Here is a 24,658-nt window from a genome sequence, read left to right as displayed (position 1 = left end):
CTCACCGCCTCGCCGCGCTCTCGATCCGGCTCGTTCCGAGCGAACGTACGGCGTTGGCGACCTCACGCGCCGACCGCACCAGCAAGGTGCGGTCCAGGCGCCGGCTCGCCTGCCCGTACAGAGCCCGTACCGCCTTGGGGTCATCCGCGATCCGGCCCAACACCGAGACCTGCAGCCCGGCGTACTGCAGAAGCCGGTCCAGATCACGTGCCGCCGACGTGTCAGACGGTGCGGTAACGAGGATGACGCCGACAGGCGTGCTGCCGAGCTCACCGATGCGCAGCGGTTCCGACAGCCAGTGCAGCCGTTCACGCAGATGTGCATACGACTCGATCGACGGCTGAGCCACAAAGACAACGGCGTCGGCCGACGTCAGCACCGGCATCAGCGGCGTGCCCGGCGTCACCCGCCCGCAGTCGACCAGGACGTCGGCCTCCGCCGTGCGCAAGCTGTGTGTCAGCGCCGGCCACGCGGCGCCGATCCCCGCCACCTGCTCCGGCCTGGAAATGCCGGACACGATATTCAAGCCACCGTCGATGGTCTGCACGTGATAAGTCAGTTCGTTCTGAGCGACCCCCCGCCGCGCCGCGGCGGCCAACGACAGCAGGCCTCGCTCAGGGTCGAGGGGCTGCCCGCTCGGATCGCGGTGACGAAGTGCCAGGTCTCCCCCGGCAGGGTCGAAGTCAGCCACGAGAACGTCGCCCGGCCACACGTCGCCGAGGACATTGACCGTGGTGGTGACGCCAGGCGCGCCCTTCGCCGAGGCAAAAGCGATCAGCACGTTCGTCAGCCCTCCCCGCCGACGGCGCTGCCCCGTTCGATCAGCACGACAGCGAGGATGTTGCTCGCCGCTGCTCCGGCCACCGCGGCGCGGTCGTCGTTGGTCACGATGAACGTCGCGGTGACCCCGGCACCGCCGACCGGATCGTCACCCGATCCGCCGCCGCGGGCGGAACCGACGCGGACCCGCTCGGCCAGCACCTCACCCGAGCCGTCGGAGCGCACCGCGATCAGGTCGACGATATCGCCCGGCTGCAAACCACCCGCCGGGAAATAGCCAGGGGCCAGCGACGCTCCAACAGCGGCGTGCCCATCTATCAGCATGCCGGTACCGCCGACCATCGTGGTATCGACCAACTGCCCTTCGTCGATCCGCACGGTGGTGAACTGGCCCACCACTCGATCGATCTGAGACGCCGGGATCAGCAACGTTCCCTCCGACGCGACCTGGGTGGTGGTCAGGTGGTCCTCGGTGATCTGCTGTCCTGCCGCGATCGGATGCTGCATCACCAGCACCGGCACGCGCTCATCAGCGCGCATGGCCAGGATCGCAGCGACGGTCGCACCGCCGACGATCAACAACACCGCCAGCGCGGCCAGCGCCGGACGCCGTTGACGAGGCGGCGTGGGCAAGCGATCACTGGCGGTAACTGCCTTTGTCCCCTTGATGCCGCGCTGTTCGCGCGTACGCTGGCGCTCGGTAGTGGTATCGCCAGACTGAGTTGTCGGTGTCGCCATTGATACGGATACTCTGCCATTTCGGTAGGGCCGATCGACTGGAGCGAGAATAGCTGGTCAAATCCGATGTTGCACAGTTTCCGGTGAACGCGGAGAAACATACGCACAACGACCAGGGCGGACTTCGGGTCCGGGACGCTAGCGACCGCGGCGTGGCGGCCGGCCACGGCCGATCAGCCCGGCCCCTCCGCTCGTTCCTCACCTCGCCGTTCCACTTCCGGGCCGTACCGCAGCAACACAAACCACATCGCCGCGAAGATCGCGCCGAGGACAAACATCATGGACACGACGAAGCCCATTCCGACGGCGCCCACCTGCGCCGCGGAACCAAGCACGTAGCCGATCCGTCCCCGCCGGACAGTTGCCGCGCCGGCGATGCACAACAGCACGACGAGGCCGGCCGACACCAACCCCAGCATGGTATTGACACCAGCCAGGTTGAGCGCAACGGGCACCACCAGGGCGACCATCACCGCCTCGAGGACCAGGACACTCGACGCTACCCGATTCATCGCCCCATCACTCCGCTCCGAACAGCGACCGGGCATCCCCGGCCGTCACCACAGAGCCGGTCAGCACCACACCATGACCACCGATCGCGCCCTCTTGCTCCGCTAGCGACAACCCCAGCTCCACCGCGTCGGCCATCGGCACCGCCTGGTGCACGCGGTCATCGCCGAAAACGTCGACCGCCACGGGAACGACAACATCGGGCGGCAAGCATCGCGGCGACGAGTTCATCGTGACCACAACCGCCTGAACCACCGGTTCCAGCGCCGCCAGGATGCCTTCGACGTCCTTCTCACTCAGCACGGCCACCACCGCTACCAGATTGGACGCCGCGAACTCCTCGTCCAGGGCGGTCGCCAGCGCCGCAGCGCCCGCCGGGTTATGCGCCGCATCGGCCAGCACCACCGGCCCGCGCCTCAGTGCCTCCAGCCGGCCCGGCGACGATACCCGTGCGAACGCCGCGCGGACCGCCTCCGGGTCGATTCCGTCGCGCCCGCCGCCGATGAACGCCTCGACCGACGCCAGCGCCAGCGCCGCGTTGTCCGCCTGATGAGCACCGTGCAACGGCAGGAAAACGTCGTCGTACTGCCCCGTCAGCCCTTGAAGCTGCAGCATTTGTCCGCCTACGCCCATATCGCGCTGCCGGACCCCGAACTCGACACCGGCCCGGGCGACCGTCGCGCCCACCTCAGCGATCCGCGCCAACAGCACTTCAGCGGCCGACGCCGGCTGGGCGCCCAGGACGGCAAACGATCCCGGCTTGATGATCCCGGCCTTCTCTGCCGCGATGCTCTCGATCGAGTCGCCCAGGTACTCCATGTGATCCATGGCGATCGGCGTCAGCACCGCGACCTTGGCGTCGATGACATTCGTCGCGTCCCACAAACCGCCCATGCCGGTCTCGACGACAGCAGCCTCGACGGGCGCGTCGGCAAAAGCCGCGTAGGCCATCGCCACCAGCGTCTCGAAGAACGAGAGGCGCACCTCGTGCTTGCGGTCAACGATCTCGAGAAACGGCTCCACCTCCGCGTAGATCTCGGCGAAGCGTTCCTCCGTCACCGGCTCACCGTCGAGGACGATCCGCTCGGTGACCGACTGCAGATGCGGACTCGTGAACCTGCCGGTGCGCAGATTCAGTTCGCGTAACAACTCGTCCACCATCCGTGCGACGGAGGTCTTGCCGTTGGTGCCGGCGACATGGATGCTGGCGAAAACCTGCTGGGGACTGCCCAGGATGTCAACGAGGTCGCGGATACGTTCCAGGGACGGTTCGATCTTCGATTCCGGCCATCTGGTCCGCAACGCGTCCTCGACGGCGTGAAACTCCATCCCGGTCACATCACACCTTCTCTGTCTAAAGCCCGTGATCGTGTCCGGATTTCTACCCATTGGCTCGGTGATCGTGTGCAGGATCCGGTCGCTATAGCGACAGAAACCCCATCACGATCACCGAGGAGGAGGGCGGAAAGCCGCACACGATCACCCCCACACACATTCATAATCACGAGCTCAGCCGGTTCAGCTGCGCCTCGAGCCTCGCGATCTCGGCCTCGGCCGTAGTACGGCGGGCCCGGACCTTGTCCACCTCGGCTTCTGGCGCCTTGGCGAGGAACTGCTCATTGCCGAGCTTGCGCAGGGCCTGCTCCAGCGCCTTACGCTCCGCCGCCAGGTCCTTGCTCAAGCGACGATGCTCAGCCTCGACGTCCACCGCACCGGACAGGTCGAGTTCCACACTCACCTCGCCGACGGTGATCGACGCGGTCGCCTCGAACCCGTCCTCTGGGCTGTTCAGCCGGGTCAGCGAACGGATCTCGACCTCGTGGTCAGCCCGGATCCCGGTTCCACCGGTTAGCCTGGCCGCCACCCGTTGCCCCGGTTTGAGGCCCTGTTCACTGCGGAAGCGCCGGATCTCGGTCACCAGCCGTTGCAGGTCGGCGACTTCCGCCTCGGCCGCGGCGTCCGCGTGGCCGCTGTCCGCCTCCGGCCACGATGCCACGACCACCGACTCCTCGCCGGTCAGCGTGGTCCACAGCACCTCCGTCACGAAGGGCGTCACCGGATGCAGCACCCGAAGCAGAACATCGAGGACGTGCCCCAGCACCAGCTTCGTCCGCTCGGCAGCCGCACCGCCCTCGGACAGCGGCGTCTTCGCCAGCTCAACGTACCAGTCGCAGAACTCGTCCCAGGCGAAGTGGTACAGCGCCTCACAAGCTTTCGAGAACTGGAAGTCCTCATAGAGCGCGTCCACCTCGGCCAATGTCTTGTGCAGCCGGGAGAGGACCCACCGGTCGATCACCGACAACTCATCGGCCGGAGGCAACTCGCCCGGCCGCGCACCGCTCATCAGCGCGAACCGGGTCGCGTTCCAGAGCTTGTTGCAGAAGTTGCGCGACGCCTGCACCCACGATTCGCCAATCGGCACGTCGACACCGGGATTCGCCCCACGGGCCAGGGTGAAGCGCAACGCGTCCGAGCCGTAGGCGTCCATCCACTCGAGCGGGTCGACGGCGTTGCCGAACGACTTCGACATCTTCTTGCCGTGCTCGTCGCGGACCATGCCGTGCAGCGCGATGCTCTTGAATGGGACGGCCCCCTCTGGGCCGTTGTCGGCGTTGGCGTACAGGCCGAACATCATCATCCGGGCCACCCAGAAGAACAGGATGTCGTACCCGGTCACCATGACCTGGTTCGGGTAAAACTTGCCCAATGCCGGTGTGTCGTCCGGCCAGCCCAGCGTGGAGAACGGCCACAGCGCCGAGGAGAACCAGGTGTCGAGCACGTCCTCGTCCTGGCGCCATCCCTCGCCCGTGGGGGGTTCGTCGTCGGGACCGACGCACACCACTTCACCGTCAGGGCCGTACCACACCGGGATCCGGTGGCCCCACCAGAGCTGGCGCGAAATGCACCAGTCGTGCATGTCGTCGACCCAGCCGAACCAGCGCGATTCCATGCTCTTGGGGTGGATTGCCACCCGGCCGTCCCGTACGGCATCTCCCGCGGCCTTGGCCAGCGGCGCGACCCGCACCCACCACTGCAGCGAGAGCCGGGGCTCGACCACTGTGTTGCACCGCGAACAGTGCCCCACGGCATGTTTGTAGGGGCGCTTCTCGGCGACGATGCGGCCTTGTTCGCGCAGCGCGGCCACGATGGCCGGGCGCGCCTCGAACCGGTCCAGGCCCTCGAACGGGCCAGGGGCGGTGATGATGCCGTGCTCATCCATGATCGTCAGCGCCGGCAGATCGTGCCGCCGGCCGATCTCGAAGTCGTTCGGATCATGCGCCGGAGTCACCTTGACCATGCCGCTGCCGAACTCGGGATCGACATGGGCGTCGGCGACCACCGGAATCTTCCGGCCGGTCAACGGCAGTTCAACCTCGGTGCCGATGAGATGTTTGTAACGCTCGTCATCCGGATGAACCGCCACGGCGGTGTCCCCCAGCATGGTCTCCGCTCGGGTGGTCGCGACCACGACGTCGTCGCTGTAGCGGATCGAAATCAGCTCACCGTCGTCCTCACTGTGTTCGACCTCGATATCGGACAGCGCGGTGTGGCATCGGACGCACCAGTTGATGATCCGCTCGGCCTGGTAGATCAACTCGTCGTCGTACAAGCGCTTGAAGATGGTCTGCACGGCGCGCGAGAGGCCGTCGTCCATCGTGAAACGCTCCCGGCTCCAGGCGACACCGTCACCCAGGCGGCGCATCTGGCCGAGGATCATCCCGCCGGACTTCTCTTTCCAGTCCCAGACCCTCTCGATGAAAGCCTCGCGCCCGAGGTCGTGCCGGGAAACCCCCTCTTTGGCCAGTTCCCGCTCAACGACGTTCTGGGTGGCGATACCCGCGTGGTCCATACCTGGCATCCAGAGCGCCTCGAAGCCCTGCATGCGCCTACGCCGGATCAGCGCGTCGATCAGCGTGTGCTCGAAGGCATGGCCGAGATGCAGGCTGCCGGTGACGTTGGGCGGCGGGATGACGATGCAGAATGGAGGCTTGTCGCTCTCGTCGTTGGCTTCGAAGTACCCGCGCTCGATCCACCGCTCGTATACGGGTTGCTCGACCGCCGATGGGTCGAACACGGTCGGGAGGGCCTGGTCAGCCGAACTGGCGGCACCGTTGGACGGAACGGAGCGAGTGGGATCAGTCACGGCGGTAGAGTTTACGGACTCCGGGCACGTCTTTGCACAGCGCAACCCCGCACCCACTCCAAATGATCATGTTTGGTGGGTTTTCTCGCGCGTCACCACCTCTGTAGGCATGGTGAGGCGCGAGAAAACCCACCAAACATGATCATCTAGGTGACGAGGCGAGGAGGATGCGCGAGTGGTCATACGACTTCACCGAGAGCGGTACTAATCGATCAGGGCTGTCCACCACCGCGACGTCTCATCGCCCGCGCGGCGAGCCAACACAGTGGCACGTGCGAGGTCGCGGCTGTTCATGCCTCGTGCGGCGCTCACCGCCAACCGCTGCCATATAGGGTTGCGCAGCCGCCGACGGCGGTTGACAACGCTGCGCGTCAGCTCAATACGGCCGTCACCTACCATCCGGATCACCGATGCGACGTACAGCAGAGATGAACGCCCATGGCCGACTCCGCCGTCCGCCGCCAAGCGCAGCAACGTCTCCGCAAACTGATCTTCGCCGGCGCCGGACACCAGCCGGATCCACGTGCAGATCTGTTCGGAGTACTCGACTCCGGCGGCGGTCTCCGGAAGCAGGCCCAGGGTCAGGTTGGCGAGCAGCTTGCGCTGCTCCCTGTCCTTGATGTCTGCGATGGCTTCCATCGCACAACGTAGCTGGTTCTCCGACGCTACCTGCTCTTTTTGCCCAACGGCGCCGGACAGGTGGTCGATGACGCGGTGTAAGGCCGACGAACAGGGACCACCCACCGTCGTCAGCAAAGCTCTGATCTGCGACGAGATCGCTTCTGCCGGCCGGTGACGTTCAAGCGCTTCGCCTATGGCGTCCAGCACCGCAGTGGTGGCGACGACGTCCCAGCCCATGCTCTGAGGCGGCGCACGACGCAGGGCTGCTGCCAGCTCGTGCGGCCGGCTCAAGGGATTCACCTTCTCGAGCACGGCCGAGATCAGCGAGATCCGGGCGTCTTCATTGAAACCTTCGACGGTGGTCAGGACGACCTGCATCACGGTCTGGTGTGGTTGTTCCTCCAACGCCCGGATCAGCGGCATCGGCTTGTCGAGCGCCTGTGCGGTAGCTATCGCCAACCTGAAGTCATGGCAGAGCCGTTCCAAGGCTGGCGCCGGATCCGCCCTTGTCATCAGCCTCCTGGCCAGGGCGTGCCCCCGCCACGACGTCGGGAGGTCGCGGCAATCAGCGATCCGCGTCAGGTCCCCGGCATCGCGACCGTAGAGCGCGTCGACCACTTGCTGGCTGACACGCATCTGCGCGGCCGCTCGTAGCAGTTCGAGCCGGTCGCTGAGCCGGAGCCGACCGAGCCTGACAGGGCTGCAGGAAGTGAGCAGCGCGGCGTGAAACGCGTGCTGGAAAGCAGGCGGTCCGGACCGTACCTGCCGGAGCATCTCCGCCAACGAGTAGCCGTCCTGCTTCAAAGCGAGCTCGGTACCGACGGCGACCTGCGTGCCGGGCGGCAGCCAGACGAGCGCAGACCAGGCAGATTGGTCCCCGGCCACCAAGAGACGTATGACCGAGCGCACCCCGAATGGGTATTTCAACAAGGTCTCGGCTGTGTCCGGGAAGCGCAGGACGAGCGCTGTGATCGTGTCGATGGCGTCGTCGTCGCTATGCCGCCGGAACGAGGGCAAGAAGGCGGCCATCCGGTCCACCGCGCTTTCAGTGCCGTCAACAGTCGCGGCGGCCAGCAGAATCCGGGCGAGATCCTGGTCCTCGGGCTGATCGGACAGCAACATCCGGGCGCCGAGTTCGACATCGTCGGCATCGATCGCCTCTTCCGCGACGGCACCACGTGGCGGCGGGTCTGAACTGTGCATCCCCACGAGGTCGAAACCGACGGCGTGCTGTGGCGCCTCATAGGTGGAGAACTGCAGGCCATCGAGCAGACCGGGCAATCGCCGGCTGATCACCGCGACACACGCGATAGTCACAGCCGGGGGTTCACGCAGAACAGCACAAGTGGTGCCGCGCCCACGCAACACCGTGGTCAGGAAAGACTCGAGTTGCTCACCACTGACCGGCTCCAAAGTAGCGGGCGGGATGTCCGCCAGCTCTACCCGATCCCAAAGCTTCGGTATCGGACCGCCATCCCACCAATGTGACGACCCGAAGCGCCCAGCCACGGCCGTCAATGGCAACGCATCACGGTGACCGGCGAGGATATGCGCAAAAAAGTTGCCGGGGCGGCCCGTGGGGTCGTTTCCGAGATGACCCCGGCGAAATACCCAGCGAGTGGACCCGTCGGTCCACCACCCGTATGAGATCGGCGCGTGCACGCCGGCGCCGAGGTGCGCCGGCGGGTAGTAACGGCACAGCCGTAGCGCCTGGTCGGCGAGCCAGCTCCGCGGCTTACCAAGATCACCTGTAGCGGCGACCGGCCGGAACCCTCCGTCGTGCCACGTGAACAACAGCTGATCGAGTGGCTTCACGACGCGGGCTCGGTCAGGGCGGGAATCCGGAACAGGACAGTCGCCAACGGATCGATACACCGCTGCGGAGCGAGGTCGACGATCTCTCCGTTCTGCGGGTTCGTGCCCAGAGCTGCGACCGCATGGAATGAGATCAGTTCCGGATCGATCATCCGCTGAGCGTTCAGCAAATCCCATTCCGAAAGACCTTGTAGCGCCCGGATCACCGTCTGTTCAAGATCCGACAGGTCTTGGTTCCATTCGTCTGGATCTTGCCGGTTGGGGGGTTCCACGAGAAAACGGCCGATCTCCGGCAGTGCATCGGCTACTAGATCGGATTTCGAGAGTGTCACCGCGATAGGCGTGCGGCGGCCCGATTCCAGCTCTTCGATGCAGGCCCGGAACAAAGGGCCTTGGGGATAATCGAGATCATCAGCCTGCAGAACTCCGCATTCCGCCCACGAACGGCCGTCCGGGCGATCGAGGCAGACCGGATCGATCAGGAAGATGATGGCATCGGCCCGGCGGATGAATCCACCGAAACGGCGGCGCATGCTCCTGTCCATCAGCATCTCCCCGCCGATGTCGTGCAGGAACAACAGCGCAGGGTCAGCGCCTTCGTATTGAACACGGCATACGAGGGGCTTCTTGGCCACATCCTCGTCGAACTGTGTTCCTGGGAGGATCTCCCTTTTCCGGAACAGCCGCCGGTGGTATTGCTGCCGATACGTCTCGACGGACTCCTCGTCCAGGGTGAATTGCTCGAAACCGAACCGGGCGAGGCGTTGTTCTCGCCACGCCTGGTGCAGCACAACTGTCAGATAGCTCGACTTCCCGGCGGCGACGGTGCCCACAACAGGCACGATGAATATCCGTCCGGTGTCGATCTCGGCAGGCAGCGGTGTGAGGCAGGCGTCGTGGGTACAGAGCCGGGCCGGGCTGTCTTCGAACGCGGCCATCTCCGCGGGATGTGGCAACGGCATGGCGCCGCGAAACGAGTCGCGGGCCCGTCCGAGAGGGCCCCGGCTCACAGATTTCGTCGACATCATCGGTGCTTCGGCCACCACGGGCCAGTCGCCGATCCACATCAGCGGCTCCGCGCCCGAGGCCGGCCGATCCACAGGCTCCCCGGCCAGCCGGTCGCCGAAGTTCGTAGCGACGACCGGAAGCTTGCCGAGCACGATGTCGCGTCCGCAGTACGGGCACGTGCGCGTGGTGTTCATCGGTGGCTGGGGCATGTCGTACTCCTGTCACCGGGGGATGAACGGGCCATCCTGACCTCGTCGTCGAATGGTGTGCGTGCGGGGATCGGGATCGGACGTCAGTGCGAGGTACAGGATGGCCGTGACGACGAAGGCCACGTTCGGAACGATCGACGGACCCAGGGACAGCCCTTCCTCCTGAATGGTGTGGGCGTAGACGAGCATGAACTCGATGGTGGCTATGGTGCCCAGGAAGACCAGGATCCGCACCACGCGTTTCTTGTCTTTCCAGATACGTCGCCGGGTCACCAACCATCCGACTCCGCCTCCCAGAGCGGCGGCGGGGATGGCGCTGAGAACCACACCGAGTGCGCCCGCGTCCGACAAACCGTCGACGGCAGCGCCGGCCAGAGTCACACCGGACGCGTTGACCGCCAGGTCAACCATGCCGCCGACCAAGACCATCGCCGCGAGGAGATAGCGGTCCTGGAGTTCGCCGGGTTGGGTCACGAGCCGGAAGAGCAGGTATATGAAAGCGAGAACGCTGAGCACGAGCAAGGCGTGCAACAGGAAGCTCAGAGCGAAGACGACCATGGGCACCCCCGCGAGGAACGTGATCAAGGAAACTCAAGCATGCCGGGCACCAGGCGCGTTGTCCATGCTGAGTGTCGCCGGAGAAGCGGCTAAGGTGCGAGGCTCCAAGCGTGGACCGAAGCGTCGGCACAGCCGGCTACCACGGCGGGGAATCCCGCTACCTGGGTGACAGCCAGCGCCGTGATCCGGTCAGCCTGCTGCCCTATGGGCTCGCCGATTCGATTCCCGGTGGCCAGGTCCCACACTCGCACTGAACGTTCTCCGCTGGCGAGCACGGCGGGACCACCGCCCAGCTCCGCCACCGTCATCGACTCCACCGCGCGGCGCAGAGTGGCCGATTGCTGGAGTTTCACCGGCTGTTCACCGGTGACGAGATTCCATACCCGGACCGCCCACCGCCGAAGTCCCGGTGTGCGGCCATAGGTGACCACGAATGGCTGTCCGTCACGCTGGACTACCCCCATGAGCTCTACCGACCCTCCAAGCGTCCGCCGCGGGGCGGGCACGGGGTCCCCCGATGCCAGATCGAACACCCAGGCCGCGCAGCGAAGCACCGCCTCCGCACGGCACCCGGCTACTATCACCTGCCGGCCATCTAGCTCCGCGACCGCTAGCTGACTGACAATGGGCCGCGCATCCGGATCATGGTGATAAAACGGAATCGTCAGCGGCCGCCGGATCAGTTCACCGTTCGAAAGATCGAATACCTCGATGACCGTGCCGCCACCTCGGACAAGAATTGGGCGCCCGTCCGACCGGCCGACCGTCACGATCTCACCTTCGTCGTCCCACGAACGCAGACAGGCGCCGGTCGCGAGATCCCAGGTCTTCACCCGACCGGTCCAGTCGCCGGAGACGACTACCGGGTGGCCCTCGATGTCCGTCACAAGGATCGTCGATATGCGGTCGACGTGTCCGCGCATCGGCGCCCCGACCGGCTCACCGCTGACCAGGTCCCACGCCCTGATGGTCTGGCCAAGATCAGCGGAGACGACGATGGGTCTGCCCTGCGAGTCGTCAACTGCCAGGGCGGTCACCACCGCGGTATGGCCGGTGTAGGCGGCACCGACTGGCTGGCCGAACAGCGGGACGACTTCGGTCGGCCGCTGCCGCGCTACGTTGTCCGTCGGCGACGCGCGAAGCGCCGTTGCGTCGTCCCCCACGCGCTGATGGGGAGTGGCAACCGCAGGCCGGGCGCCACCTGATGTGCGCTCCGGTGACAACGGCTGGCCCCTGTGCACCTCGTCGTCAGTGAGTGCCCCCAACAACTGCTCCACGCTGGGTCGCGAATCGGGCTGCTTGACCAGAGATTCAGCCAGCAGCGAGCGGATGCGTTCAGGCACTGCTGAAAGATCCGGATCTTCGTGCAGGACCGCATGGATGACCGCCGGCAACGCGCATCCCCGGCCGAATGCCACCCGCCCGGTTGCGGCGAATACCATCGTCGCCGCCCACGCGAACACGTCCGAACCGGTACCTGCCGGCTCGTGGCGGATCTGCTCGGGTGCGATGTAGGCCGGAGTGCCGACGATGGCCGAGCCCGTAGTCACCTGGTAGCCGGCGAAGCGGGCGATACCGAAATCTATGACGACCGGCCCTTCCGGGCCCATGATCACGTTTCCGGGCTTGAAGTCTCGATGAATGATGCCGGCCCGATGGATCGCGGCCAGAGCGGTCAACGTGGTGACGGCTAGCCGGTCGAGGCTGCTTCCGGTCCGCGGCCCGTCCTCAGCGACCAGCCGCTGCAAAGAAGGCCCGGCAATGTACTCGCTGACCACGTAGGGCAGGTTGGCCTCGAACCCGACATCGAGCACCTGTGCCGTACAGAACGCCGCCACCCGCTGCGCGATCTCGGCCTCACGGATGAAACGCATCCTCGCCATGGAATCTGCCACTAGCTGGTCGTGCAGCACCTTCACGGCGACGTTCCGGTTGCCCGACGCCCGCCCCAAGTAGACCGATCCTTGGCCGCCTCTGCCGAGTACCGCGGTGAGCTGGACGCCGCCGACCTGGGCGGGGTCATTGGCCCCGAGGGCCTGTCCTGGTTGCGACGAAATGGGCACAGGCACCACATCCGGCGGGTCGGCAGTGAGATGTCAGGTTCCGGGCAACACGATATCCCCAGCGTCCTGCAATGTGAGCCCCCTGAGCCTCGGGCAGCAGGACGCAGCGTAAGGTCCTGCAACCCGAGGCTGACGCGTCAGCCGGCGGCGTGTTCGGGCGTGAGGTCGACGCGGCGCAGCAGTTGGGCGTTGGCTGCGACGACGATGGTTGACAGGCTCATCAGCACCGCTCCGAGTGCCATGGGGAGGACGAACCCTGCCCAGGCGAGCACACCGGCCGCCAGCGGGATCGCGGCGAGGTTGTACCCCGCGGCCCACCACAGGTTCTGCAGCATCTTGCGGTAGCTGGCCGCGGACAGGCGCTTCACTGCGACGACGGCGCGCGGGTCGTCAGAGGCGAGCACGATGCCGGCGGACTCCATCGCCACATCCGTGCCTGCGCCGATGGCGATCCCGACGTCGGCGCGGGCCAGCGCGGGAGCGTCGTTCACCCCATCACCCACCATGGCCACCGTGTACCCGCGACCCTGCAGATCACTGACCGCCTTGTCTTTGTCCTCCGGCAACACTTCGGCGAAGACCTCGTCGATCCCGATGTCCGCTGCGACGGCGTCGGCCACCTGTTGTGCGTCACCGGTGATCATCGCCACCTTCACGCCAAGACGGTGCAGCGCATCGATGGCCGCGCGCGACTCCTCGCGCACCTGATCCTCCAGCGCAAGCGCCCCGACGACGGCGCCGCCGCGGATCACGTTGAGCACAGCCGCCCCACGCCCCTGCCACTGCTCGATCGTCTCGCCCAGCTCATCAGGGGCGGACAACTCCAGCTGCCGCAACAACGCCGGGCCACCCACGGCCACCGTCGTGCCGTCCACCTCGGCCTGGACCCCACGTCCGGTCATCGACCGGAAATCGCTGGCCTGAGGGATCTCGAGACTACGCTCCCGCGCCGCCGCCACGATCGCCCGCGCCAGCGGGTGCTCGCTGTCCGACTCAACCGCAGCGGCCAGCGCCAGCAGCGCATCGTCGTCCCCGTCGACCGCCGCGATCCCGGTCACCGCGTGCTCGCCCTTCGTCAGCGTGCCGGTCTTGTCGAACAGCACGGCATCGACGTTGCGGGTGCGCTCCAACGCCAGCCGGTCCTTGACCAGAATGCCGTTTCGCGCGGACTTCGACGTCGAGATCGAGATCACCAGCGGGATCGCGAGGCCCAGGGCATGCGGGCAGGCAATGATCAACACCGTCACCGACTGCGTGATCGCGGTGTCCGCCCGACCGAGCAGCGCCCACACCGTCACGGTCAGCGCAGCGGCCGCCACCGCCACGTAGAACAGCAACGCGGCTGCCCGGTCCGCCAGCACCTGACTGCGCGAGCTGGACTCCTGTGCCTCGGCGACCAGTCGCTGAATCCCTGCCAGAGCGGTGTCGTCGCCGACCGCGGAAACCCGCACCCGCACCGAACCATCAGCAGCGACACTCGCCGCGATGACGTTGTCTCCCTCGCCTCGTGCCACCGGGTTCGACTCCCCGGTGATCATCGACTCGTCGAACTCAGCCGCCCCCTGCACGATCGTGCCGTCAGCAGGTACTCGCGCCCCCGGGCGGACCAGTACCACATCCCCCACCGCGAGATCGGCGATCTTGACCGTCTCGGTCTCGCCGTTCTGCGTCACCCGCTCTGCTTCGTCAGGCAACAGCTCCGCGAGAGCAGCGAGCGCACCTTGCGCCTGCCCGATCGCCCGCATCTCCATCCAATGCCCGAGAAGCATGATGACGATCAGTAGCGACAGCTCCCACCACACCTCGACGTCGAACAGCTCGAGGCTGGCCGTCCAGCTGGCCACGAACGCCACCGTGATGGCCATGCCGATCAGGAGCATCATCCCCGGTTGCCGCGCCCGGATCTCATGCCACGCACCAACGAGGAACGGCTGGCCGCCGTAGGCGAAGATCACCGTTCCCAGGACCGGCCCGACCCACTCGATGCCGGTGAAGTGCAGCGAGTAGCCGAACCACTCCATGATCATGTGGCTTGTAAGAACCACCGGGAGTGATAGGACCAACGACAGCCAGAACCGGTCCCGAAACATCGCCGGACTGTGCCCGGCATGTTTGTCGTGGTTGTCGTGACCGCCATGAGCGGATTGCCCGCCGCGTTCCGCATGTTCGCTGTGAGCGGCGTGCCCGCCGTGTTCCGCATGTTCGCTGTGGCTGTGCTTATTTGACTCAGGACTTCCACCGTGGTGGTGGCCATGGACCTTTGCTTCGCGCTCTGGCATCTCGAACCTCCGGTCGCTACCTTATACCCCCTACGGGTAGCTAGTAACAACACAGCGCGCGGTTCATTCCCCGATTCGGCGAGATTCTTGGCGGCGCGTCTGGCAGGACGGCCCGCTCGCCGGGTGATCGTCAGTGTGTTGTGGTCGTCACCCCGCAACCACGGCGTACTGTCGATCACCTCTCAGCGACCACAACGTACTGATGATCACCGAGGAATGAGTGAGACGGTGTCACCAACTGGTGGGCACGGGCATCCCTTCGGTGAATCCGGCGGCTGTCTGAACACCGACAACGGCCTGCCGGTGGTAAGCCTCGAGATGGTCGGCACCTGCATAAGTACACGCGCTGCGCACGCCGGCGACGATGTCATCGAGCAGATCCTCGACGCTGGGGCGTTCGGGATCGAGGTACATACGCGCTCGCGAGATACCCTCGCCGAAGAGACCTTTGCGGGCCCGCTCGAACGGGGTTTCGTCGACCGTGCGCGCTTGCACCGCTCGTGCCGAGGCCATGCCGAAGCTCTCCTTGTACAGCCCGCCGTTGCTGTCACGCTGTGCGTCGCCAGGTGACTCGTACGTGCCAGCGAACCAGGAACCGATCATGACGTTCGACGCACCCGCGGCAAGGGCCAGCGCCACATCGCGCGGATGCCGGACACCGCCGTCGGCCCACACGTGTTTGCCTAGTTGACGCGCCCGCTCGGCACATTCGAGTACGGACGAGAACTGCGGGCGGCCGACGCCGGTCATCATTCGCGTCGTGCACATGGCCCCGGGTCCCACTCCCACCTTGATGATGTCTGCGCCGGCCTCGACCAGGTCCGTGACGCCGTCGGCGGTGGTCACGTTGCCTGCAGCCACGGGGACACCCGGGTTGATCTCACGCACGGCCCGCAGCGCTTCGAGCATGCGTTCCTGGTGCCCGTGCGCGGTATCGATGACCAGCAGGTCGACGCCGGCATCGAGCAGAGCCTTGGCCCTGGTGGCGACGTCGCCGCTGATACCGATCGCGGCCGCTACGCGCAACCTGCCCTGGCTGTCGACAGCCGGGACGTAGAGGCTGGCGCGCAGGGCGCGCTGCCGGGTGAACACGCCCACGATCCGGCCGGCGTCGTCGACCACGGGCGCCAGCCGGTGTCCTCCGCCGTGCAGCCGGTTGAAGGCTTCCTCGGCACCGATGCCGTCCGGCAGGACCAGGAGATCGGTCGACATGACGCTGTGCACCTGCGTGAAGCGGTCCACACCCTCACAATCGCCCTCGTTGACGACCCCCACGGCACGGCCGTCCTCGACGACGACAGCCGCACCGTGCGCACGCTTGGGCAGCAAGTTCAATACCTCGCCGACGGTGCCGGTGGGCTCCATCCGCAGCGGAGTGTCGTACACGACGTGGCGTTGTTTCACCCAGGCGATGACGTCGGTGACGACGTCGACCGGGATGTCCTGCGGGATCACCGCCAGGCCACCGCAGCGCGCGATGGTCTCCGCCATGCGCCGCCCGGACACGGCCGTCATGTTGGAGGCGATGACCGGAATGGAGGTGCCGCTGCCGTCCGCTGTGCTCAGATCGACGTCCAGCCGCGACGTCACCGCCGATCGCCGCGGCACCAAGTAGACGTCGCTGTAGGTGAGGTCGTGCTCTGGAACGCGGTCATGGATGAAGCGCATACGAACCCCCTGATCGGCAGCCACCTCCCCCAGAGTACGACCGACGATCAGGCCGACCCCGGCCGAACGCGCGGGAGGGGCGGGTCCATCCGTTGATCAAGTACGAGTTGTCGGGCCTATAGCACCCATAACTCGCACTTGATCATGGCCGAAGATGTCCTGGCAGCCGGTTCAGTCCCGGCGGAGCGGTTCCTCCAACGGCAGGATCCAGTCCGCATGCCCCCACCAGACCAGCGGCACTTCGGAGAGATCGACCTCCGGATCCACCAACGGCACCCGTTCACGCCCGTTCAGCGACACCGACGTCTCGACCCGAACCTCGGCGCCGTCGTGCAGGTCGGACAGATGATGAGCGAAGCGCGCCAGCCGCTCGGGATGACCGTACATCCGGAACTCCTGCTTCCAGCTCAGATGCTCCGAGGCGTCGACCTCCCACGTCCGGCCGTCGGCCGTGAGATAAAAGGTGGCCGTGCCTTGTTTGTCGCGCAGCTTCATGTGCCAGGCGAACCGGTGGGCTTCCTCGGTCCAGTTCGGCGAGCCCGGGATCAGATAGTGCCGCAACGGCGCCACAATCTGCACCACGGCCCAGCCCACCAGGAACGCGGCCAGCAGCTTCGAGATCGGCCGCACCGTAGTGCCCGCACCGGTGCGGGGCGACGACGTACCGCCCGAGCCGGCCTGCTGAATGCCATCACCGGACTGATCACCGGATCCGGTGCGCCCAGCGGTACTGCTTTCCGATCCGGCGCTCGGGCCCCCAACGCCACCATTGACGCTGTGCGGCGCTGCCGCGACCGACGCCAGTTGCGGATCGGAAGCGTGTCCAGTGGCGACGATGCCACGACGGCGCCTGAACCAGGCCCACGCCAGCTCCGGCCAATCTGGCCGGAAGTAGATGGTGGTGGCCGCGATCATGGTCCACGGGAAGATGTAAAGCCCGAAGAGCCTGGCGTTGAGCAGATGGAAGCACGTCGCGATGATGAACGCCGGTACCCGGGTACGCCGGTAGAGAAGCAGCCAGACAATGGCGAGGTCGAAGATCAGCGAGCCGTACGTCATGATCCAGATGACCGGCTCGTGCTCGAACAGTGGCCCGATGATCTCGATATCGGTGCGCCGGTGCAGCCACATCCGCAGCGGCTCGCCCTGCAACCAGTCAGCGTTGAGTTTGGCGACACCACCGTAGAAGTAGACGATGCCGAACTGGAACCGGATGAGCCAGACCACCCATGCCGGCACGGTCTGCGAGGCGCGGGCGGGACGCCGTCGGGCATCCACCGACCATCGGCGCTCGAGCGGCATGAAGATCATGAAGAACGAAACCAGCGAGATCAGGTACTCGTGGTTCTGGAAGAACGTGGAGTCGATCAGGAACACGTAGGTGTGCAGCACGAAGAATGCCGCGATGGCGAACCGGTACCACAACCCGATGGCGATCAAGACGGCCAGCGCCGCCTTGGCCACGTATACCGCCTGGATACCGAAGCCGGGCGGGGGCTCGATGAAGGTGAACCACGCGTACGAGAAGTGGAAGGTCGTGTCGATGAAGTAGTCATGCACCAGGTACGGCAGGTACAACCAGACGTTGACGAACATCGCGATGCCGAAGGCGATCCGGAAGAATGCCGAACTCGCACCGCTGACCGGCTGCGCCGCCATGACTCGGAACCGGTTCACCGAAGACCCCCTCTGACCACCACAACTCGCGATCATATCTATTCCCGGTCCTGCGTACGCAGATGTGGTCCCGTTGTCGTTTCACCAGCTCGTGGCTGTTTTGCCGGCGCGATGAAGTGTTCCCATCGGTTCCGTTACAGAAGGGTCACGAAACTAGGCACGGGCTGTCGGCGCGACCGTGGTCACGGAGTGAGGCGCAGCTCGAGCATCGCGGCGAATCGCGCCTCGGCGTCGTCGAGATCGATCCCGCTGATCTGGCTGAGTCGTCGCAGCCGGTAGCGGAATGTGTTCGGATGTACGTGCATCACTGCCGCCGCTTTGCCGACGTCGCCGAACGCGTCGAGCCACGCCCGCAGCGTATGGACCATCTGCGCCCGGTGCCGGGCGTCATACGCGGCGAGGCGGGAGACCGGTCCGGCGAGCTGCTGCCGCTCGGCTGCCATCAGATCCCCCAGCTCGAGGAGCAGCGACGCGGTTTGCACATCCTCCGAGCGCGCCACTCGCGACGACGAGCGCCCGGTCCGGAGCACCCGAAGCGTCCGGTCGGCGTCGGCACGCGAACGCGGCAGCTCCACGGCGTCGTCGACGACCCGGCCGATACCCACAACCACGTCGCGGTGGTCACCGATCCGATCGAGGAACTCCCGGGCGATCGCCACCGCACGCTGGTCGGTGGCTGGCCCGATCCCGGACACGGGGATGACGCCGTAGATCACGCCGCCCACGAGGGCCACGGCCGAGCGCGGATGTACGGCGCCCAGATGCAGCGCGAACGCACCATTGATTCGCTGCATCTCCGCTTCCAGGCTGGACGCATCCTCGACGCCACGAAGTGCCAGCGCGAGAACACAGCTACGTGCGGTGTCGACGCCGAGCCGGGCGGCCGCATCCGGCGAGTTCGGCCCGCCTTCCAGGAGGCTGGCGACGAGTTCGGCGCGCAGCCGCCGCTCGACGTCGGCGCCCGCGCGGTGCCGCAGCATGTGCAGGGCGACCAGTTTCGCCGCGTCGGCGAACGCCTGCCGGCGCTCGCCGGACAACGGCCCCGGCACTGCCGCCCACATCGATCCGAGGATCTCGTCGCCGGCGCGTACCCGGATCGCTACCCGGGGTAAATCCACGCCGGGCATGTCCGTCACATAGACCGGATGGTCGGACCCATAGAGCTGCCGGAACACGCCACGTTGCTCCAGCTCGCGCAGGTAGCGGTCAGGAACTTGACGACCCAGCACGGTTTCCTTCCGCGGCCCGTCGGCCCTGTCCTGATTCGCCGAGAACGCCAGGACTCGCGAGTTCAGATCCTCGATGGTCACGGGTGCGTCGAGCAGTGCCGAAACCGCGCCGGCCATGGCGAACAGGTCCCCGGCCCCGGCGCCGGCCAGGGTCTCGCCGTCGTCGCTGCCTAGATCGTCGACCGCCAGCAGGGACCGCAGCAGGGAAGACACCTGCACCCAGGACGCGCCGCGGGTCAGCCCGAACACGGCGACCCGGGTGTGCTCGACCGCCTCGTGTACCTCTGCCGCGGTCTCGATGGGCGCTCGGACCACCAGGCCGACACCACCGGAGGCGCCGATGTCATGCAGCACCTTGACTATTTCGTCCGACGCGGCCAGTCCCACGCCGAGCACCAGCGCGTTGGCCGGCAGCTCAGGCGGGTCAAGCGGGTCGTGTATGACAACACCGCCCACCTCTGTGCCGGCGTCGATCCGACCGGCGATGACTTCGAGCAGGGTGGATCCGAGATCGTCGAGCACGCGGCCGAGCGTGGCTCGTGGGCGGTGCACCATCGGCAACACTCCTTGACCGTAGCCGCTGCCGACCCGTCGGAGAGTTGTCCGATCCTACGAGGTGTCGCGCGTTTGTCGGAAGATCCGACAAGCCGCCCCTTTGCCGAATGATCATGTTTGGTGGGTTTTCTCGGGCGTCACCATGCCTGCAGTCATGGTGACGGACGAGAAAAACCACCCAACCTGATCATTTATTGGGGGCGGGCCGCCACTCGGTGGAGGTGGTGCGGGCGGCGAGGATGTCGGGGACAGGTTCTACGCCGAGACCGGGTCCGGCAGGCACGGCCACGCACCCGTCGGCATCGAGGAGGAACGGCTCAGTGATGTCCTCGGCGTAGTAGCGATCCGAGGCGGACGTGTCACCAGGCAGGCTGAATCCCGGTAGCGCGGCCAGCGCGATGTTCGCCGCCCGGCCTAGCCCGGTCTCCAGCATCCCCCCACACCAGACCGCCACCCCGTGCGCTTGGCACAGGTCGTGAATCCGGCGCGCCTCGAGGTATCCGCCGACCCGCCCGGGTTTGATGTTGACGATCCGGCACGCTCCCAGTGCGATCGCATCGGCAGCATCCTTCGCCGACTCGATGGATTCGTCGAGGCACACCGGCGTGCGTAGCAGCTTGGCGAGTTCGGCGTGCTGGCGAAGGTCGTCTTCGGCCAGCGGTTGCTCGATCAGCAGCAGGTCGAACGCGTCGAGCCGGGCCAGCGTCGTCGCGTCGGCGAGCGTGTAAGCGGCGTTCGCGTCCACCTGCAGCAGCAGGTCGTCACCGAACCGCTCGCGCACCGCCCGCACCGGTTCGACATCCCAGCCCGGCGCGATCTTCAGCTTGACCCGCACATACCCCTGTCCCACGAAATCCCGCACCACGTCGAGCAGCTCAGGCACCGTATCCATGATCCCCACCGACACGCCCGCGGGAACACGGTCGCGCACCGCCCCGAGGTATGCGCCTAAGGACTCACCGCGTTCGCGCAGCCACACGTCCAGCACCGCCAGCTCCAGCGCTGCCTTCGCCATCCGGTGCCCCTTGACCGGCTCGAGCACGGCAGCCACTTGCTGTGGGTCCAGCTCCCCGGCGGCCAGCAGCCGCGGAATCAGGAAACGGCGGACGACGTCGGCGGCGCCATCCACGTACTCCGAGGAGTACAACGGCTGACTCATCGCGACGCACTCGCCCCAGCCGTCCGCGTCCGGCGTGACGACCCGGATGAGCAGGACGTCGCGCTCGGACTCGACACCGAAGGAGGTGCGGAACGGAGAACGCAGCGGCATCGAGACCCGGCGCAGTTCAAAGCCATCGATCTTCACGACGCGGTCCTCTCGACGACGTAATACCCCGTACGGGAGAAGCCGCTCACCCGCGCACCCCCGGCGATCAAGTCGCCGAGGACCTCACGTACGGCGAGCCGCCACTGCTTCGCCAGGCCCGGAGCGTGCATCCGCATCGTCTCGATGTCCCCGGGTACCTGGACGAGCAGCTGGGCGGCGCGGTCACGGGCGACGACCGGGCTGGCCTCAGGGAGCCCGGAATCGGTCTCCGCCAACGCCAGCACCGCTCCCGCGGCTTTCAGTTGTTCGGCATCGGCCTCGGTACGGCTGCCGTCACAACTGGCGACGACGACCGGATCCATCAGTTCCCACGCGACCAGGAGCCGGTCGCTGCCCTGTCCGGCGTTCACGGCGTCCGGGATGTCACCGTAGAAGTCGACCAAGTACTCCCGTGGTCGCGCACCCAGCTTGACGAGGTTGAAGTACGCGTTGCGTCGCACCAGCGGGTCGAAGGTCCACGTGATCTCCGCGAGTCCCCGCTCGAGGGCCCAGGCACGCTGATGCAGCTTCAGCGCGAATCCGACGCTTCGTCCGCGCATCCCACCGGACACGCCCGCGATATGGGAGTGCAATGAGCTGCCCGCCGGCGCGGCGAAGAACCCGACGCAGGCCCCCACCAGGAGACCGCCATCGAAGGCACCGGCCAGGTAGTTGCCGCTGTGCGTGAGAGCACGCAGTTGCTCGATGGTGACCAGCGGACTGGACTCGTCGGGCTGCCACACGCTGTGGAACAGCTTGGCCACCGCTTGCAGCTCAGACATCTCGCGCAGATCGCGCACCACCACGCCGGAGTGTTGTGCCGCGCTCCGGGCGGTGTCGTGCGCGATTTCCGCGGCATCGGGAACATTCACCGTCATAACCTCCACGGTGCCTGGCCCACGCTCGTCCGTCATGGTTGCCTCCTCCCATCATCACCCGGGTCTTTCGTCAGCGCGAACGACGGGCCGGTGTTCGTCACTCGTACATCCGGATGGTCGGAGGCGAGAGGTTGTTGGCCAGCAGGCGAGACTCGACACCGTTGAGGAACATCGGCGTGACCAGATCGACGAACGGAACGACGTCCGCCTGGCTCACCAGCGCACGCTCAGCGTCCTCCCACAGGGCGCACCCCTCCTCGAGCGGGAGCTCTGCCGCCTCGGCGGTCAGCGCCTCGTACTCCTCGTTGCCGAGGTGGGCGAAGTTGGTTCCGTCAGGCGGCACCGGACCGGAGAAGAACGGCCCGAGCTGGGATGGAAATGCCACGCTGAGCATGATCAGCCCGGCGTCCCAGTCGCCACTGCCGAACAGCACCTCGTTGATCTGGGCCTGCGTGATCGATTGCAGCGAAACGTCGACGCCGATCGCGCTCCATTGCTGGGCCAGCAGTTCGGCGCCTGCTGCCAGGCCGGGGCCTATGTCGACCACATAGAGCAACGAGAGCGCCAGTGGCTGGCCTTCCTTGGCACGCACCCCGTCCGGGCCTGCCTCCCAGCCTGCGTCCTCGAGTTGCTGTGCAGCCCCGTCCACGTCGTGCGCTGGAAGGCTGCCGGTCACCGTGTCCGCCGGGCATGGCCTCGGTTCGAGACCGCCAACCCCTTCGGAGGGCTTGCCACGACCGTCAGCCGTGACCGTGCCGAGGGCAGTGAGGTCGGCCGCCTGGGTCAACGCCAGCCGCACCGCCGGATCAGCCCCGGCACGTCCGTCAGCCTGGTTGAAGTACAGCTGACCGAGCGGCGCTGTGATCTCCATGATGTCCGCGCCGGACTGCTCCGCGCGCTGGGCGTCCGGACCGGTCGGCAAGACCGCGTCGATCTCGTCCGCGAGGAACATGTTGACCGCTGTCGACTCGTTCCCCACGACGTGCAGGGTGACCGACTTCGGTGTGCCCGGGTCGGACGCCGCCGCCCCCTCGGGTCCCCATTCGTAGTCGTCGCGCCGCTCGAACGTGTAGTGGTCGTTGGGTGCGACGGCTGCGAGCTCGAACATGCCGGTGCCGGCCGCGCCTGATTCCAGAATGGAACGGTCCGCCGTACCCGCCGCGCACACGATCTGCAGCAGCCCGGTCGCCTGCAACAGGAAGGGGTCCGGATTCGGCGACGTCAGTGTCACGGTGCGCGCGTCGTCGTCCGCCGTGACGGCCACGCCCGGTGGAACCCATACGCCGAGCTGCGGTGATCCATTGGCCGGATCGGCGACGAACTCGAAGTTGGCGGCAACGTCGCTGGCCGTCAGCGGGGTTCCGTCCGAGCACGTGATTCCCTCAGCGAGGGTATAGGTCACCTCGTCCAGGCCCACCTCCCACGACTCCGCCAGGTAGGGGACGGCATCGCCCTCCTCGTTGATGAAGATCAGCGAGTCGTACATGAACGTGGTCACCCACCGGGTGTTCGAGAGCACCGTCATCAACGGATCGAGGTTGCCCGGATCGGCCGCTATCACCGCACGGAACGTGCCGTCCTCCACCGGTGCGCGTTCAGCCGGTTCCTCGGTCGGCTCCGCGTCGCCGCTGCCGCCGCACGCGGATATGAGCACCATCAGGGCAGCGGCACCGGCCGCCAAGAATCTCGTACGCATGATTCCTCTTCTCATACGTCACCTGCGCAAATGTTCGACGGCAAGCCGGGCGGCGGTTCCGATCGCCGCATCGACCTGTGGCAGCCGGTAATCAAGGACGTCGGTCCGGGTGAAGACCGCGACCGCGTATTTCTGGCCATCGGGGTAGCTGACAACTCCGGCTTCGTTGCGGACGCCGGGCAACGTACCGGTCTTGCCGGCTACGTCCACCTCGTCCGGGAAGCCCGACGACAGCCGATGCGGCCAGATCTGCTGTGCCATGATCGAACGCACGTCGGCACAGGCCGCCTCCGGAGCCGCCGCGCCGGTCCAGATGGCGGCCAGGAGCGTGGTGGTGTCGCGAGGTGTCGTGGCGCTGGTGCGCGACGGGTCCAGGATGGCCAGTTTCCGGATTCGCTCCGGAGTCGCGTCGGCGAGGGCACCGCCTAGACCGTCGAGTCCGACACCGAGATCATCTGCCATCGACGCGAACAAGTCCGCACAACAACCGACGATGCGTGTACCGGTCAGGCCGAGATCGTCAAGAACCGCTTGGATCCGTTCCTGTCCCACCCGGCGGTAGATGATGTCCGTGGCGGCATTGTCGCTCATCGTCATCATGAACGTCGCCAGGTCACGCCAGCTCATCTCGACGTCGTCGGCGCAGCCGGCGGTGCCGACGCCGCCAATACGGTCGCGTGCGGTGACGGTGGTGCGCTCCTCCGGGTCCAGCCGACCGGCCGCGACCTCGCGGGCGTAGGCGACGACGAACGGGATCTTGAAGACCGACGCGAGGATGACCGGGTTGCCGGCGTTGATGTCGACCTCGCCGTGTTTCGCCTCGGCCACCTCGGGTGATGACGCCACGACCGGCCGGGCGTGCAGGAACCCTTCGACCCCGGCGGAGCGGAAGACCGCGCGGATCTCGTCTACGATGGTCGGCAC

General features: G+C 66.5%; 17 protein-coding genes. All 17 read right to left on the bottom strand.

Features of this window, described 5'->3' with window-relative positions:
- Position 1 precedes the first annotated feature (1 nt).
- Complete coding sequence (locus F7O44_RS17755; protein ID WP_162451620.1) at positions 2–781, bottom strand: MinD/ParA family ATP-binding protein; 780 nt, start codon at positions 779–781, stop codon at positions 2–4.
- A gap of 5 nt (positions 782–786) precedes the next feature.
- Positions 787–1,518, bottom strand: a complete 732-nt coding sequence (locus tag F7O44_RS17750) for an SAF domain-containing protein (protein WP_162451619.1) — start codon at positions 1,516–1,518, stop codon at positions 787–789.
- Between the two features lie 173 nt (positions 1,519–1,691).
- Positions 1,692–2,030 carry a DUF4233 domain-containing protein gene (locus tag F7O44_RS17745; protein WP_162451618.1) on the bottom strand — a complete coding sequence of 113 codons (339 nt, stop codon included), beginning with the start codon at positions 2,028–2,030 and terminating at the stop codon, positions 1,692–1,694.
- A 7-nt stretch (positions 2,031–2,037) separates the two neighbouring features.
- Positions 2,038–3,357 (bottom strand): bifunctional folylpolyglutamate synthase/dihydrofolate synthase, encoded by a 1,320-nt coding sequence (locus tag F7O44_RS17740; protein WP_162451849.1) that lies wholly within the window; start codon positions 3,355–3,357, stop codon positions 2,038–2,040.
- Between the two features lie 172 nt (positions 3,358–3,529).
- A complete protein-coding gene (locus F7O44_RS17735; RefSeq protein WP_162451617.1) occupies positions 3,530–6,172 on the bottom strand; it encodes a valine--tRNA ligase in 2,643 nt (880 codons plus the stop codon).
- Positions 6,173–6,376: 204 nt separating this feature from the next.
- Positions 6,377–8,608, bottom strand: a complete 2,232-nt coding sequence (locus F7O44_RS17730; RefSeq protein ID WP_162451616.1) for a GAP1-N2 domain-containing protein — start codon at positions 8,606–8,608, stop codon at positions 6,377–6,379.
- On the bottom strand, positions 8,605–9,825 hold the full coding sequence (locus tag F7O44_RS17725; RefSeq protein ID WP_162451615.1) for a TRAFAC clade GTPase domain-containing protein: 1,221 nt from the start codon (positions 9,823–9,825) through the stop codon (positions 8,605–8,607). Before F7O44_RS17725 ends, F7O44_RS17730 begins: the two co-directional genes overlap by 4 nt.
- 12 nt (positions 9,826–9,837) lie before the next feature.
- On the bottom strand, positions 9,838–10,410 hold the full coding sequence (locus F7O44_RS17720) for a hypothetical protein (protein WP_162451614.1): 573 nt from the start codon (positions 10,408–10,410) through the stop codon (positions 9,838–9,840).
- A gap of 62 nt (positions 10,411–10,472) precedes the next feature.
- Positions 10,473–12,446 carry a protein kinase domain-containing protein gene (locus tag F7O44_RS17715; RefSeq protein ID WP_162451613.1) on the bottom strand — a complete coding sequence of 658 codons (1,974 nt, stop codon included), beginning with the start codon at positions 12,444–12,446 and terminating at the stop codon, positions 10,473–10,475.
- A 137-nt stretch (positions 12,447–12,583) separates the two neighbouring features.
- Positions 12,584–14,536 (bottom strand): heavy metal translocating P-type ATPase, encoded by a 1,953-nt coding sequence (locus tag F7O44_RS17710; RefSeq protein ID WP_222851459.1) that lies wholly within the window; start codon positions 14,534–14,536, stop codon positions 12,584–12,586.
- A 420-nt stretch (positions 14,537–14,956) separates the two neighbouring features.
- Complete coding sequence (locus tag F7O44_RS17705; protein ID WP_162451848.1) at positions 14,957–16,393, bottom strand: GuaB1 family IMP dehydrogenase-related protein; 1,437 nt, start codon at positions 16,391–16,393, stop codon at positions 14,957–14,959.
- 171 nt (positions 16,394–16,564) lie between these two features.
- The gene (locus F7O44_RS17700; protein WP_162451611.1) at positions 16,565–18,070 is read right to left on the bottom strand and encodes an HTTM domain-containing protein; all 1,506 of its coding nucleotides are present in this window, start codon (positions 18,068–18,070) and stop codon (positions 16,565–16,567) included.
- A 182-nt stretch (positions 18,071–18,252) separates the two neighbouring features.
- The gene (locus F7O44_RS17695; protein ID WP_162451610.1) at positions 18,253–19,854 is read right to left on the bottom strand and encodes a PucR family transcriptional regulator; all 1,602 of its coding nucleotides are present in this window, start codon (positions 19,852–19,854) and stop codon (positions 18,253–18,255) included.
- Positions 19,855–20,041: 187 nt separating this feature from the next.
- Entirely contained in the window at positions 20,042–21,160 is a 1,119-nt protein-coding gene (gene menC, locus F7O44_RS17690; protein WP_174255955.1) for an o-succinylbenzoate synthase, read from the bottom strand.
- A complete protein-coding gene (locus tag F7O44_RS17685; RefSeq protein ID WP_222851457.1) occupies positions 21,157–22,074 on the bottom strand; it encodes a hypothetical protein in 918 nt (305 codons plus the stop codon). Before F7O44_RS17685 ends, menC begins: the two co-directional genes overlap by 4 nt.
- A gap of 61 nt (positions 22,075–22,135) precedes the next feature.
- Complete coding sequence (locus F7O44_RS17680) at positions 22,136–23,734, bottom strand: ABC transporter substrate-binding protein (RefSeq protein WP_162451609.1); 1,599 nt, start codon at positions 23,732–23,734, stop codon at positions 22,136–22,138.
- Between the two features lie 18 nt (positions 23,735–23,752).
- Positions 23,753–24,658, bottom strand: coding sequence for a serine hydrolase (locus tag F7O44_RS17675; RefSeq protein ID WP_162451608.1), 906 nt, complete (start codon positions 24,656–24,658; stop codon positions 23,753–23,755).

This window comes from Phytoactinopolyspora mesophila (assembly GCF_010122465.1).
GTDB lineage: Bacteria > Actinomycetota > Actinomycetes > Jiangellales > Jiangellaceae > Phytoactinopolyspora > Phytoactinopolyspora mesophila.
Note: the sequence above shows the minus strand (reverse complement) of the source record. Positions and strands in the feature narration are given on the sequence as shown.